General features: G+C 74.8%; 12 protein-coding genes. 4 read left to right on the top strand and 8 right to left on the bottom strand.

Annotated elements, in window-relative coordinates; genetic code table 11:
• Positions 1 to 48: 48 nt before the first annotated feature.
• Positions 49 to 1,518 carry a PLP-dependent aminotransferase family protein gene (locus tag AB5J54_RS04220; RefSeq protein WP_369142521.1) on the bottom strand — a complete coding sequence of 490 codons (1,470 nt, stop codon included), beginning with the start codon at positions 1,516 to 1,518 and terminating at the stop codon, positions 49 to 51.
• A 111-nt stretch (positions 1,519 to 1,629) separates the two neighbouring features.
• Here AB5J54_RS04220 and AB5J54_RS04215 point away from each other — a divergent pair, with 111 nt between their 5' ends.
• Entirely contained in the window at positions 1,630 to 1,812 is a 183-nt protein-coding gene (locus tag AB5J54_RS04215) for a hypothetical protein (RefSeq protein ID WP_369142520.1), read from the top strand.
• Entirely contained in the window at positions 1,809 to 2,351 is a 543-nt protein-coding gene (locus AB5J54_RS04210; RefSeq protein ID WP_369142519.1) for a universal stress protein, read from the top strand. Before AB5J54_RS04215 ends, AB5J54_RS04210 begins: the two co-directional genes overlap by 4 nt.
• A gap of 13 nt (positions 2,352 to 2,364) precedes the next feature.
• On the opposite strand, the gene AB5J54_RS04205 is transcribed toward AB5J54_RS04210, so the two are convergent.
• Positions 2,365 to 3,588: a DUF6777 domain-containing protein gene (locus tag AB5J54_RS04205; RefSeq protein ID WP_369142518.1), complete on the bottom strand. Its 1,224-nt coding sequence runs from the start codon at positions 3,586 to 3,588 to the stop codon at positions 2,365 to 2,367.
• A gap of 372 nt (positions 3,589 to 3,960) precedes the next feature.
• Between AB5J54_RS04205 and AB5J54_RS04200 the strand changes: the two genes are divergently transcribed.
• Positions 3,961 to 5,289 (top strand): streptophobe family protein, encoded by a 1,329-nt coding sequence (locus tag AB5J54_RS04200; protein WP_369142517.1) that lies wholly within the window; start codon positions 3,961 to 3,963, stop codon positions 5,287 to 5,289.
• A 7-nt stretch (positions 5,290 to 5,296) separates the two neighbouring features.
• Here the strand turns inward: AB5J54_RS04200 and AB5J54_RS04195 are convergent, their stop codons facing one another.
• Both AB5J54_RS04195 and AB5J54_RS04190 read right to left on the bottom strand, forming a co-directional pair.
• Positions 5,297 to 5,563: a hypothetical protein gene (locus AB5J54_RS04195; RefSeq protein ID WP_369142516.1), complete on the bottom strand. Its 267-nt coding sequence runs from the start codon at positions 5,561 to 5,563 to the stop codon at positions 5,297 to 5,299.
• Positions 5,564 to 5,653: 90 nt separating this feature from the next.
• Positions 5,654 to 6,271: a TetR/AcrR family transcriptional regulator C-terminal domain-containing protein gene (locus AB5J54_RS04190; RefSeq protein ID WP_369142515.1), complete on the bottom strand. Its 618-nt coding sequence runs from the start codon at positions 6,269 to 6,271 to the stop codon at positions 5,654 to 5,656.
• 67 nt (positions 6,272 to 6,338) lie between these two features.
• Between AB5J54_RS04190 and AB5J54_RS04185 the strand changes: the two genes are divergently transcribed.
• Entirely contained in the window at positions 6,339 to 7,577 is a 1,239-nt protein-coding gene (locus AB5J54_RS04185; RefSeq protein ID WP_369142514.1) for a beta-ketoacyl synthase, read from the top strand.
• Positions 7,578 to 7,652: 75 nt separating this feature from the next.
• Here AB5J54_RS04185 and AB5J54_RS04180 read toward each other — a convergent pair whose 3' ends face one another.
• From AB5J54_RS04180 to AB5J54_RS04165, 4 genes are all read right to left on the bottom strand, one after another.
• Positions 7,653 to 9,704, bottom strand: a complete 2,052-nt coding sequence (locus AB5J54_RS04180; protein ID WP_369142513.1) for a hypothetical protein — start codon at positions 9,702 to 9,704, stop codon at positions 7,653 to 7,655.
• Between the two features lie 97 nt (positions 9,705 to 9,801).
• Positions 9,802 to 10,794: a serine/threonine-protein kinase gene (locus AB5J54_RS04175; protein WP_369142512.1), complete on the bottom strand. Its 993-nt coding sequence runs from the start codon at positions 10,792 to 10,794 to the stop codon at positions 9,802 to 9,804.
• The gene (locus AB5J54_RS04170; protein ID WP_369142511.1) at positions 10,791 to 11,447 is read right to left on the bottom strand and encodes a hypothetical protein; all 657 of its coding nucleotides are present in this window, start codon (positions 11,445 to 11,447) and stop codon (positions 10,791 to 10,793) included. The genes AB5J54_RS04175 and AB5J54_RS04170 overlap by 4 nt, the downstream gene beginning before the upstream one ends.
• Before the next feature lie 63 nt (positions 11,448 to 11,510).
• Complete coding sequence (locus tag AB5J54_RS04165) at positions 11,511 to 14,252, bottom strand: FHA domain-containing protein (protein WP_369142510.1); 2,742 nt, start codon at positions 14,250 to 14,252, stop codon at positions 11,511 to 11,513.
• Positions 14,253 to 14,277 lie beyond the last annotated feature (25 nt).

Raw genomic sequence — 14,277 nt, 5'->3', positions numbered from 1 at the left:
GCGGGCATCCGAATATGGGTCCCACCGGCCCCGCCCACCCCGCGCGTCTCAGGCCACCCAGTCCGGCTGGGCCGGGTCGGCGACGTGGCCAGGGGCGCCGTTCAGGGCCGCGGCCAGGCGCTCGGCCGCCGGCTCGTAGACGTCCACGGGCAGTGTGAACGGGATCCGCAGCCGGTGCTCGTGCGTGCCGGGGTCCACGCCGAACCGGGCGCCGCCCTCCACCCGTACCCCGTGCCGCAGCGCCCGGGACGCGAGGGAGGAGGCGACCGGCCGGCCCAGGTCGATCCAGAGGCACATCCCGCCCGGCGGCTCCGTCCACCGCCACTCCGGCAGATGGCGGGCGAGCGCCTCGGTGAGCGCGGTCCGGCGCTGCCGCAGCTCGTCGAGGCGCCGGGGCAGGATCACGCCCAGGCGGTCGAGCAGGGCGACGGCCACCAGCTGGTCGAGTACGGAACCGGACAGGTCGGCGGTGATGCGGACCCGGGCCAGCTCGGTCACGACACGGGACGCGGCCCGCACCCAGCCGACCCGCAGCCCGCCCCAGCAGCTCTTGCTCAGCGAGCCGACGGACACGATCTGCTCGCCGTCGCCCCCGCCGGCCGCCGCCGCGAACGGCAGCGGCGCGGGTACGTCCAGGGCCATGTCCGTCAGCGTCTCGTCGACCACCAGCCAGGTCCCGGTGGCCCGCGCCGAGCGGGCGAGCTCCCGGCGCTGCTCCGCGGGCATCAGCCGCCCGGTCGGATTGTGGAAGTCCGGGATCAGATAGGCGAGCCGCGGCGCGGTCTGCCGGAGCGCCGCGTCGACGAGCCCGCTGTCCCAGCCGGTCTCGGTCACCGGCACCGGCGTGACGCGGAGCATGCGCCCGCGCATCGCGTCGAGGGCGTTGGGGTACGAGGGGTTCTCGGCGAGCACCCGGTCGCCGGCCCGGCCGAGCAGCGTCAGCACCAGCGAGACGGCCTGCTGCGCGCCGGTGGTGACGAGGATCTGGTCCGGGAGGGTCGGCAGGCCGCGGGCCGTGTAGCGCTCGGCGATCGCGGCGCGCAGCGCGGGCAGCCCGTACGGGTGGTAGCCCTGCGCACCGGCGTAGCGCGGCAGCTCCGCGGCGGCCGCCGCGAGGGCCGCGGACAGCTCCTCCTCGGGCGCGTGCGGCGCGGCGAGGGCCAGGTCGATCGTCTCGCCCGCGTCGTCGTGGAAGGCGCCGAGCACGGTGGGCGCCTGCCCGTCCGGCAGCGCCGTCCACGTACCGGCGCCGCGCCGGCTGTGCGCGTACCCGCTCTCCCGCAGCAGGTCGTACGCCCCGGTCACGGTGGTCCGGCTCACCATGAGGACGGCGGCGAGCTCCCGCTCGGCCGGCAGCCGCAGACGCAGCGCCACCCGGCCGTCGAGCAGCGCCTCCCGCACGGCACGCGCCAGCTCCCGGTACCCGAAGCGGCCCTCCGGGGGCGGGGTGAGGAGCGATGCGAGCTGGCGGCCCGTCAGGGTCCGGTCCGCTGTATGGACCACACGTGCCACTGCCATGCCAATCACTCCTTATTGGCTCTGCTGTCCGGGCCAATAAGGTTACAGACTCCTTCCCAGTGGCCTGGTGGCCATGGTCTTCAGATGGTCTTCAGGGAAGGGAGACGACCGATGTCCGGACACTTCACCGACCGTGACGAGCGGATGTGGCAGCAGCGCGCCGAGGAGCGGGCGGCCCGCCCCCTGCCGATCGGAGCATGGTTCCGGGCCCTGCGCCGCAGGGCGGCACGCACCCGCGTGGAGCACGCCGCCGCGAAGCCGGCGCCTCGCGCCCACGCCTGCGAACCGGCATGAGCGGCCCGTTGCCGCAGGGCGGTGGCCGGGTCGTCGTCGGGGTGACGGGCTCGCTCGCCTCGCTCGCCGCCCTGCGGTACGCGACCGCCCTCGCCCGCCGCGAGAACAGACCGCTTCTCGCGGTGCTGGTCTGGGAGCCCCCGGAAGGAGAGGGGCTGTTCGCCCGGATGCCCGACCGGGCCTGGGCGCGGCTGTGGGGCGACGACGCCCGGCGGCGCCTGGAGGACGCGCTCGTCGACGGGCTCGGCGGCGTCCCGCCGGGCCTCGCCTTCGAGGGCAGGGTGGTCAGGGGCGCCCCCGCCTCGGCGCTGTGCGCGCTGGCCGACCGCCCGGGGGACCTGCCGGTCCTCGGCTCGGCCCCGGGCCGGGGCCGGTTCGCACGACTCCGGCGGCGGCCGGTGCTGCGCGCGGTCCTGCGCCGCGCGACCGGGCCGGTGCTGACCGTGCCGGGCCCGCTCCTGTTTCCCGGCGAGGCCCGCGTCCTGCGGCGGAACGCCCGTACCTCCGTACCGGAGGGAAGGACCGCCTGCACGCCCTGACGGGCGACCGCGATCAGACGACGGGCGCGGACCCGGGGCCGGGCGCGGGGGCCGAGACCGAGGCGGAGGCCGAGGAGGACCGCGACGCCGAGGCCGGAGCCGAGGCCGAACCCGACGGCACCTTCGATGCCGGCGGGGAGAGGGAGTCGGCCGCGGCCGACTGGTTCTGCCGGTCGGCCTGCTGGTCCGGCGGCCCGCTCGTACCGTCCGACGAACCGTCCGACGCGGGCCCCGACTCCGGGCTTGACGACGCCGTCGACGGCGACGAGTCCGAGGGACCAGGGGAGTCGGAGGGGGACTCCGGCGAGGACGTCGACGCGGAGGGGGAGAGCGTCGAGGGGCACGGCGACGGGGTGATCCCGTTGCTCGGCGTCGGGGTCTCCGTGCCCGTCACCGTCACGCACGGCACCGGCGACGACGGGGAGACCGACGGGGACGAGCTGGACGTGGACGCCGAGGGCGGCACGAGGGTGGACGGGGGGATCGTGGGCGGCGGGGGAGGGGGCGGAGCCGGCTTGTCGTGCTTGCCGGTGTCGCCGTGGATCCGCGCGAACCAGCCGTCGTCCTGGGGGTCGTACACCACGAAGACGTTCACGACCGTCACCGAGGGCGCCACCACGACCACCTGCTGGGAGCTGTACCCCTGCCACGGCGTACCCGTCGTGCGGGGCGCCTTCTGCGCCACCGGGACGGTCAGCGGATTGCCGCAGGCGCAGCGCACCCGGGGCACCCCGTGGCCGTCCACCATGACCGCCGTCCCGGACTGGAGCACCGCCTGGTAGGAGGTGGCCGCGCCGTCGCGGAAGCCGTGGTTCGTCACCCGGGTGTCGACGCGGAGCTGGAGCGGGGTGAGGGAGCGGAGATAGCCCGGCACGTCGTTCGGCGAGACACCGACGACCTTGGCGAAGGCCGTGTTCTTGGCGGGCTCGCCGGAGAGGTAGCGGACCTGCTGCTCGACGTCGCAGCTCGACACCGACTTCGTCCCGCCGTACAGGCCGGGTGTCGACCCGGACACCTCCGGTAGGGCCGGGGCGGTACGGGGCGGCAGGGACGCCGGTGGGGCGGAGCCGCCGTCGGCGCGTGCCGTCGAACGGGTGAACGGGTCCGGACCGGTCGCGGCGGCGTTCTGCAGGAAGACCTCGCCGCCGCCGCCGGAACCCGTGGTGTCGCTCGTGCCGTCGGGGCGGTTGGTGAGGACGACGGCCAGCGCCGCCGCCGCGACGAGTACGGCGGTCACCGAGGCGACCTTCGGGACGGAGCGCCACCAGGGGCCGCCACCGCCCTTTCCACCGCCCCCGTCCCCGCCCGGCCCCTCGCCGCCGCCGGACGAGCCGCCGCCCGGGCCGGAGCCGCCGCCGGACGAGCCGCCGCCGGACGAACCGCCGCCCCCCGGACCGCCGTGGGGCGGTCCGGGCGGTGGTGGAGGGCCGGCGCTTCCCGGGCGTGTGCTCGGACCCGAGAGGGGGCCCGAGGGGGGACCTGCGGGGGGAACCGACGGAGGGCCGGACGGCGGGTGGGAAGTCACTTTTTTCCCTTTCTTCCGTTCCGCGCCCATTGTGTGCGCCGAACGGTACCCGTCCGCAAGCGGAGCACCGGCCCCGGTACTAGCGTGGGCCGGGTGACGAGCAGTCGGCTCCCCGCCTCCGCGCGGACATCCACGACCCCGACCGGGCCCTACGCCCGTGTCGTCCTCCAGGCCCTGGCCGCCGTGATCGCCGGGTTCGTCGCGATGGCCGTCGTCGCCGGGCTCGGCCTCTGGGCCGCGGGCGCCGCCGACCTCCCCGGCGGCTTCACCGCCGTCCTCGCCGCGGTCGTCGTCATGGCCTCGGGCGGCAAGATCGAACTCTCCGGCGACGCGGGCGCCCTCGCCGGCACCCAGGCCGAACTGGCCGCCATGCCGCTCACCGTCACCCTGGTGGGCGCACTGGTCACCGGCTACTGCTTCCTGCGCCCCCTGCGGCACCACGCGGTGACCAGTACGCGCTCACTCCTGCTCCGCGCGGCGAGCGTCACCGTGCTCTGGCTGGTCGCGCTCGCGGGCCTCTCGGCCCTCGCCCGCCACGACTTCCCGCTCACCCTCGGCGGCGGCACCTCCGAAGGGTCCCTCATGGAAATCTTCGGCGAGCTCCTGGACGCCACGAACCCGACCGTCGGCTTCCGCACCGACCTCGGGCCCACGCTCTTCTACGGGCTCCTGTGGATCCTCGGCGTGCTCGTCGTGGCCCTCCTCGTCTCCCGCAGGACCCCGCTGCCGCCCCGGCTCGTCCGCTACCAGGAGCCCGTCCGGCCCGCGGCCTTCGCGATGCTCCTGCTCCTCCTCGCGTACGTCGTCGTGGGCCTGGTCATCGGGATCGTCGTCGCCGCGACCAAGGGCCACACCGCGGAGACCCTCGCCGTGCTCCTCCTGGGCCTCCCCAACATCACCTGGCTCGCCCTCGGCGTGGGCATCGGCGGCTCCTGGCAGGGCAAGGCGGAAGGGCCCTTCGGTCTTCCCATGCCGCAGATCCTCGACGCCGTCCTGCGGGGCAACGGCGACAGTCCGGACCTCTCCACGGTCGACCTGTCCTCGCTCGCAGCGCAGGACACGCGCGCGTGGTGGCTGCTGCCCGTCGCCGCCGTCCTGGTGCTCGCCGCCGCGTTCGTGGCGGCCGTCCGCTCCCCGGCCCGCATCTCTCTCTGGCAGCACTCCCTGCACCTGGGCATCGCCTTCGCACTCGCCATGCTGGTCGCCGCACCGCTCACCCTGGTCGAGGCCCGCTTCGGCCTCTCCGTCCTCGGCATCGGCGACCTCGCCTCGCTCGGCGGCGAGGTGGTGCTCCGCCCGGACGTCTGGAAGACGACGGGCTTCGCACTGCTCTGGGGCCTGGCCCTCGGCTTCCTCGGCGGCCTCCTCGCCTCCCGCGTCCACCGCAGGGGCGAGGTCGTCGACCAGCCCTAGGGCCGCGTCACATCGTCCGGCGTCTTCTCAGCTCGGCGAGCCATGAACGCAGCTGCTCGTCGTCGTGCAGGTAGGCGCCGCTCTCGTCTGCGGGAAGGTCGATTCCGTGGAGGAGGCTCAGTGCCCACCAGGAGACGTCGTCCCAGTCGAGCCCGTCGTCGACCACCCACCGCCCGGCCCAGCGATCGGCCTCTTCCCGGGGCAGACGACCCTCGACAAGCCCGACGAAGCGCTCTTCGATCTCGTCGAGCGTCGGCTGGTGGCTGGCATCCATGGGCTGACCGTACACGCAGGGCAAACGTTTCCGACGAACACGCCCGCCGGCCGGGACCGAACGGCCTGACGCCGCTGACCTGCGACGACGCTAGTCGCGCTCGGTCTCGTCGTGGAGGGTCAGGGCTCCGGCCAGGTCGAGGTCGGCGACCGTGCCGTGGGCCCCGGCGCGGACGAGGAGGACCGCGCCGAGCGCGGTGCTCCAGAACGTCCTGACCTCCGCGGCGAGCGGGCGTCGGGCCTTCCAGCCGCGGCTTTCGACGAGTCGGCCCACGAAGCGCTCGGACTGCCGGAACAGCAGCTGGAGGTGTCGGTCCACCACGGGGGCGAGTTCGGGCTTGGAGATCCCGGCGGCGAGTGCTCGCGCGACCGACGGGAGTGAGGGCATGGCCAGCACGGCGCGGGCGATGTTGCGCCGGAACGTGGCCGCGTCGGAGGCCTGGCGGCCGATGCGCTCGATCCGCCGGGCGTCGTGCAGCAGGCCGAGGAAGGCGGCGTGCACGAGCAGCGCGTCCTTGGAGCCGAAGTAGTAGGTGACCTGGTTCGGGAAGGCGCCTGCCGCGTGCGCGATCTCCGCGACGCTCACCTCCGCGCCGGGCCGCTCCTCGCAGAGCTGTGCGGTCGCCTCGATCAGTCGGCGCCTCGTCGCGCGACCGCGGTCACGCGACCGGGCCGAGGTCGATCGGGCTTCGGTCGGCTTCTTCTCCACGCCGCAATTGTATGTGATACAACATGGCCCTGTTGACTTGTATCGCATACAAGAAAGGTGGAAGCTCATGCACCGGACGGAAGTCGTCGTGACCGGACTCGGCGCGATCACGCCACTCGGCGGAGACGTGCTGTCCACATGGGAGGCCCTGCTCGCCGGCGAGTCCGGCATTCACGGCGGAGCCCTGCGCGGCCACGAGGACCCCGGCCTTCCCGACACCGTCGCGGGGACGATGGCGGTCGACCCGGCCGCGTCGCTGCCGCCGGTGCGGGCCAGGCGGCTCGACCGCTCGCAGCAGGCGGCCCTCGTCGCGGCGGCCGAGGCCTGGGCCGACGCGGGCGCCCCGCAGGTGGACCCGGACCGGCTCGCATCCGCGATCGGCACGGGCATCGGTGGCGTACGGACGCTGCTGAAGGAGGACGACGCGCTGGAGGCGGCCGGCACTCGGCGCGTCTCGCCCCGCACGGTCCCGATGCTCATGCCCAATGCTGCGGCGGCGCTGATCAGCATCGAATACGGCGCACGGGCCGGGGTCTACACGCCCGTCTCGGCGTGCTCCTCCGGCGCCGAGGCGATCGCCCTGGGCGCCAGGCTCATCCGTGCCGGCGAGGCGGACGTGGTCATCGCGGGCGGTACCGAGGCCGCGATCACCCCGATCACCGTCGCCGGCTTCGTCCAGGCGCAGGCACTGTCACGGCATGCCGACGAACCGGCCTCGGCGTCACGGCCGTTCGCCGCGGACCGCAGCGGATTCGTCCTCAGCGAGGGCGCCGCCGTCGTGGTGCTCGAAAGCGCCGAGCACGCCGCCGCCCGAGGCGCGCACGTCCACGCGGTGCTCGCGGGCGCCGGCATCGCCGCCGACGCGCACCACATCACGGCCCCCGCCCCCGACGGCTCCGGTCAGGTCTCCGCCATGCGGAAGGCCCTCGCGCAGGCCGGTCTGGCTCCCGAGCGGATCGGCCACATCAACGCCCACGCCACCGGAACCCCCGTCGGCGACGTCGCCGAGGCACACGCGATCAGGGAGGTCTTCGGACGCGCCACCGTGACGGCCCCCAAGGCGGCACTCGGTCATCTCTTCGGCGCGGCCGGTGCGATCGAGGCGCTCATCGCCGTCCTCAGCGTTGAGCACGGCGTCATCCCGCCGACCCGCAACCTCACGGCGGCCGGCGTCGGTCCCGACATCGACCTCGATGTCGTCACCGCGCGACGGGACGTCCCCCAGGAAGCCGTGCTCAGCAACTCCTTCGGCTTCGGCGGACAGAACGTCTCACTCGTCGTCACCGACGCACGGCACCGCGGCTAGGGCCTGGCTTTCGGATCAGGCCGGATCAGGGAGGGCCGGGGCGGCCGAGCCCCCGTCGCCCCCGGGCCGGAGCGGTCAGGCCACGTCGGTGTCCGCGTGCCCGTCGAGCCACGCGCGGGCCGCCGTCCGCTCGGCCTCGGTCGCGGCGGGGCGCACCTGGTCCGGACGGCGGATCAGATCGTGCTCCCGGGCCGCCCGCAGGCCGATCGCACGGGCCTCGGGGGAGAGCCCCGGATGGTCCGCGACCTCCCTCGCGCGCTGCCACCAGCTGCGGCGCAGCCCATCGAAGGAGTAGTGCCACAGCGGCTGCGCCGGGTCCACCGCCGCGAGGAGCAGTCGCCGCGCGACATGCGCGGGGAGGTCCCGCGCGCGCAGCAGGCGGTCGGCCACGAGGAGCGGGGGCTCGCCGTCGAGCCGGGCACGGACCAGCACCCAGGTGAGGAGCTGTCCGACGTCATGGGCGCCCGAGGTGACGAAGTCCCACAGCTCGGCCGCCTTGGCCTCGTCCGGGGCCCCCAGGTGGGTGAGCAGCCGGAGTTCGTCCTTCCACAGCGGCCGCGGCCTGGCCCACCAGGCCAGCAGCTCCCCGGCGGCCGGGTGCCCCAGGTCGAGGGCCAGACAGGTGAGGGTGACGAGTGGATGGCGCCATTCCGTGTACGTGGTCCGGTACCGCTTGGTGAGGTCCTTCTTCCAGCGGGGCAGCAGCGCCTCGACCTCCGCCGCGCCGGCCGAGCCGTGGGCGTACAGCAGCTCCAGGCAGAAGCCGAGCCCCTGCATGCCGGTGCCGGGGTCGGCCACCCGCGCCCGCAGCCAGTGGACGTCGGACTCGGTGAGGGTCCGGTACCGGTCGAGGACGTCGCACAGCGAGCCCTCGTAGGCGGTCAGGTCGGGGCCGGAGCCGGCCAGCAGTTCGTCGCGGACGGCCTCGTAGCGGTCGGCGGCGGCCAGCGCGTCCGCCGCGTCGACACCGGTGACGTCGGCGTAGCCGGGGCCGAGCCGACGGGCCTCCTCCCGTACATGGGCGACCTGGTCGCGTGCCGTGTCGGCGGCGAGCACGCGCAGCGCGCGCGGCAGACGTGCGTCGGTGGAGAAACGGACCGCCGACAGCGCGGCGAAGGACAGGCCCGCCCGGTGGCCGACCCCCGACTCCCGCCGCCGGTCGGCCGTGACGGCCGCGGAGAGCGCCCCGGACAGACCTCGCAGCGACGCCTCCGGGGCCTGGTGCGCGTCCAGTTCCGCGGCGAGCGCGGCCGCCGCCAGGACCGCGTCGGGTTCGCGGACCGCGCGGTGGACCGCGAGCCAGGCGCCGATCGCGGCACGGTCCCCGGCCTGCGCGAACTCCCGCAGCACGGCGAGCCCCCGCTCGGACGGAACCTCGCGCACCACCTCGGCCGCCCGGCTCCCGATTGCGGCGACCGCGTCCCAGGCCTCGGCGCGGTCGTGGCGCAGCAGCGCGTGGAGCAGCGCCCGCCAGCCGTCCCACTCCGCCAGCCGCCCCTCGTACGCCGCGAGCCAGGCGCGCGAGAGCCGTACCGTCTCCTCGTACGAGAGCCCGTCCCGGCGTTCGAGGCAGGTCACGAACCGGGCCGCGCCCGGCAGTTCCACGGGGTCCCGCAGCCGCTCGTGCAGCCAGCCGGCTTCGGCCGCAGTCAGCGGACGGCGGCGGAGGGGGTACTCGCCGCGGTCCAGCGGCTCGTCGAGGCCGTCGAGGAACTGCCGTACCCCGGTGGGATCCGCGGGGTCGGGCAGCCCCGCCTCGTCCCGACCCGACACCCGGTCGAGCCGGAAGGCCCCCTGCGGCCCGCCGTCGACGACACGGAACCCGGCCGGCCCGTCGCCGAGCCCGGCGGCGACGGTCGCGTGGTCGCCGCCCCAGTACAGCATCAGCTCCCGGGTCAGCGCCCCGGACCGGTCGAAGGCCTGATGGGCCTGCCAGTGCCAGTACGCGAACGACGTCCCGTCGCCGAGACCCCGGGTCCCGATCAGCTCGGCGGCGTCCTCGTGCCCGTCGCTCTGGGTGTACCGGCTCCGCGTCGGCGGCGGAAGGACCACGAACCCGTCTGCGCCGAGCGTCCGCCACCACGCCTTGACCCCGGCGAGGTCCGAACGCGCGCGACGACTGGCCATGTGCTGCTCCCCCTGGACGTACGGGCCTTCCGGGCGTGTGGAACGACGCCCTCGACGATCACCCTCGCACACGCCACCGACAGCCCCGCGAGACGTGCTAGTCCAGTTCCCGGAAGACCGGCCGCGCCCAGGCGGGCGGGGCGGGCGGCGCGCCGAGCCGCCGCGGCCCCCGAGGCACCACCGGACCGCCGCCGCCCGCGTCGGCCAGGACGGCGCGCAGCGCGGCGACGAACTCCAGGCACGTCCCGTACCGCTCCTCGGGCGTCTTCGCCAGCGCCTTGGCGAACACCGCGTCCGCCGCCGCCGGCAGCCCCGGCCGCACCTCGGACAGCGGGGGCGGCGGATCATACTGCTGCGCCCACAGCACCGCCCAGTCCGTGTCGCGGCGGAACGGCGGCACCCCCACCAGGGTCTCGAAGACCACGCACGCCAGGCTGTAGACATCGCACCGGCCGTCCACCGGCTTGCCGGAGATCTGCTCGGGCGCCACGTAGTCGAGCGTCCCGACGAACTCGCCCACCGTCGTGAAACCCGTCAGGGACAGCGACTTCTTCGTCAGCCCGAAGTCGGTCAGGTACACATGCTCCGGGTGGTCGCCGTCGGTGCCCTCCGCGACCAGGATGTTCCCGGGCTTCACGTCCCGGTGCACCAGGTCGTGCGCGTGCGCCGCGTCCAGGGCCGAGGCCACCTGCACCGCGATCCGCCCCGCCTTCACCGGCGGAAGCGGCCCCTCGCGGTCGAGCAGGGCCACCAGGTCCTGCCCCGCCACGTACCGCATCGCGATGTACAGGACGCCCTCCGTCTCGCCCGCGTCGAAGACCGGCACGATGTGCGGGTGGTCGATCGAGGCGGCGACCCGCGACTCGTGCGCGAAGCGCTTGCGGAAGGTGTCGTTGCGGGCCAGCTCGGGCGCGAGGAGTTTCAGCGCCACCGTCCGGTCGAGGCGCAGGTCCCGCGCCCGGTACACGACGGCCATGCCGCCGCGACCGATCTCGCTCTCCACGCGGTAGCCCGCGATCTCCTTGCCGAGCAGCCCCGAGGGCCGGCCCGCCGGGATCTCCGGGTCCCCGTGCGCCCCACCGGTGGTCATCGCTCGTCACCCGCCGGTCCCGACGGCCCCACGACCTGCGTCGGCGGCGGCCCGGCCGAACCCGCCGGGTCCACCTGGGGCACGACCTGCGTCGGCTCGTAGCCGGGAGGCGCCGCCGCGGGCTCCTCGGCCGTCCGGTCGGCTTCGGGGGAGGGCGCCGCCGACGCCGCGTACGTACTGAGCCCGACCCCGTCGCAGTACACCCAGCGCTCGTGCTCCGCGTCGTACAGCCACACCGACTCGCCGTCGACGACCATGCCGACCCGCAGCCCCCGCGTCCGCAGCCGGAAGCCCTCGCCGTCGAGCCGGCCCGCGCCCAGCTCCTCCGCCGCCCGCCGGTAGCGGCCCAGCGCGTCCTCGGCGCGGGCGATGAGCGGCCGGGGATCGGCGGTCCTGGTGAGCGGCCGGCCCGCCGCCGGAGGGTCTTCCGGCACGCTCACCAGCAGGCGCGCGTCGACCCACGCCGTCCAGCCGTTGGAGCACAGCACCCGGCCCCAGTCGCCGGTCCGCTCCTCAAGACGTACGGGCAGGAAGGCGTCGAGGGGCACCGTGGGCAGCTCCGGATCGGGCGCCTCCCAGGCGGGCAGCCCGGAACGCGGCACCACATGGGTGGGCCGGAAGTCCGGCACGTACTCGGGCACGGGAACGCTCACGGCCTCACCTCCACCACGGGGACGCTCACCGGCTTCACCTCCGCCTCGGGAACGCTCACCGGCCTACCTCCGCATGACGACCGGCTCGTGGCGGCGCAGCAGCCGCGCCACCATCAGGCCGAGGACGAGACAGAGCACCACCATCATGCCCATGTCGAACAGCCAGGCCTCCGCCGTGTGCCGCATCAGCGGATCGGCGGTCTTCTCGCTCGGCGCGATCTTCCCGATGTCGATCGTCGCGCCCATCGCCGCGAACGCCCACCGCGAGGGCACCAGCCAGGCCAGCTGCTCCAGGACGGGCGTGCCGCGCACCTTGAGCAGCGCCCCGCAGAACACCACCTGCACGATCGCGAGGAGGACGAGCAGCGGCATCGTCACCTCCTCCTTGCGGACGAGCGCCGAGACCAGCAGGCCGAGCATCATCGCCGTGAACGCGAGGAGCGCCACCGCGAGGGTGATCTCCACCAGCGGCGGCATCAGGACACCCTTGCCGCCGGGCACGTTCAGCGGCACGCCGATCAGGGCCACCAGGGTGAGGACCACCGCCTGCACGACCGTGATCAGACCGAGCACCACCACCTTGGAGGCGAGGTAGGCGGAGCGGGACAGGCCGACGGCTCTCTCGCGCCGGTAGATCGTGCGCTCCTTGACCAGCTCGCGCACGGCGTTCGCCGCGCCGGTGAGGACACCGCCGACGCAGAGGATCAGCAGCACGTTCAGCGTCGACTCGGGGTTGAGGCTGCCCTCGGACAGGGCCCGGGCCATCGCGCCCATCACGAACGGCAGGGCGATCATGATGGCGAGGAAGGTCCGGTCGGCGGAGAGCGCCGCCGCGTACCGGCGTACGAGCGTCCGCAGCTGGGAGCCCCAGCTCTGCGCCTTCGGCGGCGGTGCGGGCTCCACGGCGGGCCGTCCGGCGGCGCGCACGGGGGCGCCGGCGGGCGCGGGGACGTCGGGGTGGGCCATGGGGTCGGCGATGTACCGGCGGTGGAAGCGGGAGGTCCGGTACTGCTCGGCCCAGTCGCGGTCCTTGTCGTTCTCGAAGGCCTCGAAGGCCTCCGGCCACTGCTCGAAGCCGAAGAAGCCGAGGGTGTCGGCGGGCGGGCCGTAGTACGCGACCCGGCCGCCCGGAGCGAGCACGAGCAGCCGGTCGCACACGTCGAGGCTGAGCACGCTGTGCGTGACCACGACGACCGTGCGGCCGTCGTCCGCGAGCCCGCGCAGCATGTGCATCACGGAGCGGTCCATGCCCGGATCGAGACCCGAGGTCGGCTCGTCGAGGAAGAGCAGGGACGGCTTGGTGAGCAGTTCGAGGGCGACGCTCACCCGCTTGCGCTGACCGCCGGAGAGGCTGTGGATCGGCTGCTCGGCGCGCTCCACGAGCCCCAGCTCCCGGATCACCTCGTCGACCCGGGCCCGCCGTTCGGCCGCCACGGTGTCCTCGGGGAAGCGGAGTTCGGCCGCGTAGCCGAGGGCCCGGCGGACGGTGAGCTGGAGGTGCAGGATGTCGTCCTGGGGGACCAGCCCGATGCGCTGGCGCAGCTCGGCGTAGTCCCGGTAGAGGTCACGGCCGTCGTAGAGCACCGTGCCCCGGTCGGCCGGGCGCTGACCGGTGAGCGCGCCCAGGAGGGTCGACTTCCCGGCGCCGGACGGGCCGACGACCGCGAGCAGGCACTTCTGGCCCACCGGGAACGACACCTCGTCGAGGAGGGTCTTGCGCCCGTGGTCGACGGTCACCGCGAGCGAGCGGACGTCGAGGGACACCTCGCCGGTGTCGGTGAACTCGACGAGCTGCCCGCCGATCAGACAGAACGCGGCCCGGCCGATGCCGACGATGTCCTCCGTCGTCACCCGGGCGTCCACGACGGGGGCGCCGTTGAGGAACGTGCCGTTGTGGCTGCCGAGGTCGTGGATCCAGTACGTGCCGTCGGGGTGGGCGCGGAGCTCGGCGTGCCGCCGGGAGACGACCAGGTCGGCGACGACCACGTCGTTGTCGGGGGCGCGCCCGATCCGGATGCTGTGGGTGGGCAGCGGCCGCACGGCGGTCGGCTGCCGGAAGGTGCCGGTCGCGGCCGGATGCTCCACGGAGGGCGGCCGCGGCGTCACGGGGCGGCCGGGACCCGTCCCGGGAGGCTCCGGCAGGGGCAGCGGCGGCGGGGCCTCGGGCGCGGGCTCCCGGAGGGGCGCGAACGCGGCTTCCGGCGGCAGGTCGGGTACGGCGTCGGGCGAAGGCGGAAGTTCCTGTACGGCCTCCGGGGGCGGTGGCGGCGGAGTGTTCTGTACGGCCTCCGGCGGCGGCGAGGACGGCAGGTCCTGTACGGCCTCCGGGGGTGGCGAGGGCGGCAGGTCCCGTACGGCCTCCGGGGGTGGTGGCGGAGGCAGCAGGGGCGGGGCCTCCGGCTCCGGCACGGGCCAGGGTTCCGGTACGGGCTCCGGCGGGAACTCGGGAGGGACCTCCGGTACGGCACGGGGCTTTGCCGGGGCGCCGGTCAGGAGGACCGCGCGCGGCCCGTCGACCGGATGCCCGAACCGTACGACCGTGCCGGGACCGACCTCCCGCGGCCGGGCCACCCGCAGACCGTCCGCGAAGGTGCCGTTCGTACTGCCCTCGTCCGCAAGTGTCCAGTGGCCGCCGGCGGCGCTCAGCACCGCGTGGTGCCAGGACGCCCGGGCGTCCGCGAGCACGATGTCGCTGGTGGGGTCGCGCCCGATGCGATAGACGCGGCTCGGGTTCATGAGCGTCGCGTCCCCGTCGATCTCGAGGACCAGATCGGGCGCCGCGGGCACGAAGGGCCGCTCTGCCATGCGTCGAATTTTATCCGCCGGTGCT

Source organism: Streptomyces sp. R44 (assembly GCF_041053105.1).
In the GTDB taxonomy this organism is placed as follows: domain Bacteria; phylum Actinomycetota; class Actinomycetes; order Streptomycetales; family Streptomycetaceae; genus Streptomyces.
Note: the sequence above shows the minus strand (reverse complement) of the source record. Positions and strands in the feature narration are given on the sequence as shown.

Coding starts and splice junctions, on each gene's coding strand:
- AB5J54_RS04220 (WP_369142521.1), bottom strand. CDS start 1,518: ATGGCAGTGGCACGTGTGGTCCATACAGCGGACCGGACCCTGACGGGC.
- AB5J54_RS04215 (WP_369142520.1), top strand. CDS start 1,630: ATGTCCGGACACTTCACCGACCGTGACGAGCGGATGTGGCAGCAGCGC.
- AB5J54_RS04210 (WP_369142519.1), top strand. CDS start 1,809: ATGAGCGGCCCGTTGCCGCAGGGCGGTGGCCGGGTCGTCGTCGGGGTG.
- AB5J54_RS04195 (WP_369142516.1), bottom strand. CDS start 5,563: ATGGATGCCAGCCACCAGCCGACGCTCGACGAGATCGAAGAGCGCTTC.
- AB5J54_RS04185 (WP_369142514.1), top strand. CDS start 6,339: ATGCACCGGACGGAAGTCGTCGTGACCGGACTCGGCGCGATCACGCCA.
- AB5J54_RS04180 (WP_369142513.1), bottom strand. CDS start 9,704: ATGGCCAGTCGTCGCGCGCGTTCGGACCTCGCCGGGGTCAAGGCGTGG.
- AB5J54_RS04175 (WP_369142512.1), bottom strand. CDS start 10,794: ATGACCACCGGTGGGGCGCACGGGGACCCGGAGATCCCGGCGGGCCGG.
- AB5J54_RS04165 (WP_369142510.1), bottom strand. CDS start 14,252: ATGGCAGAGCGGCCCTTCGTGCCCGCGGCGCCCGATCTGGTCCTCGAG.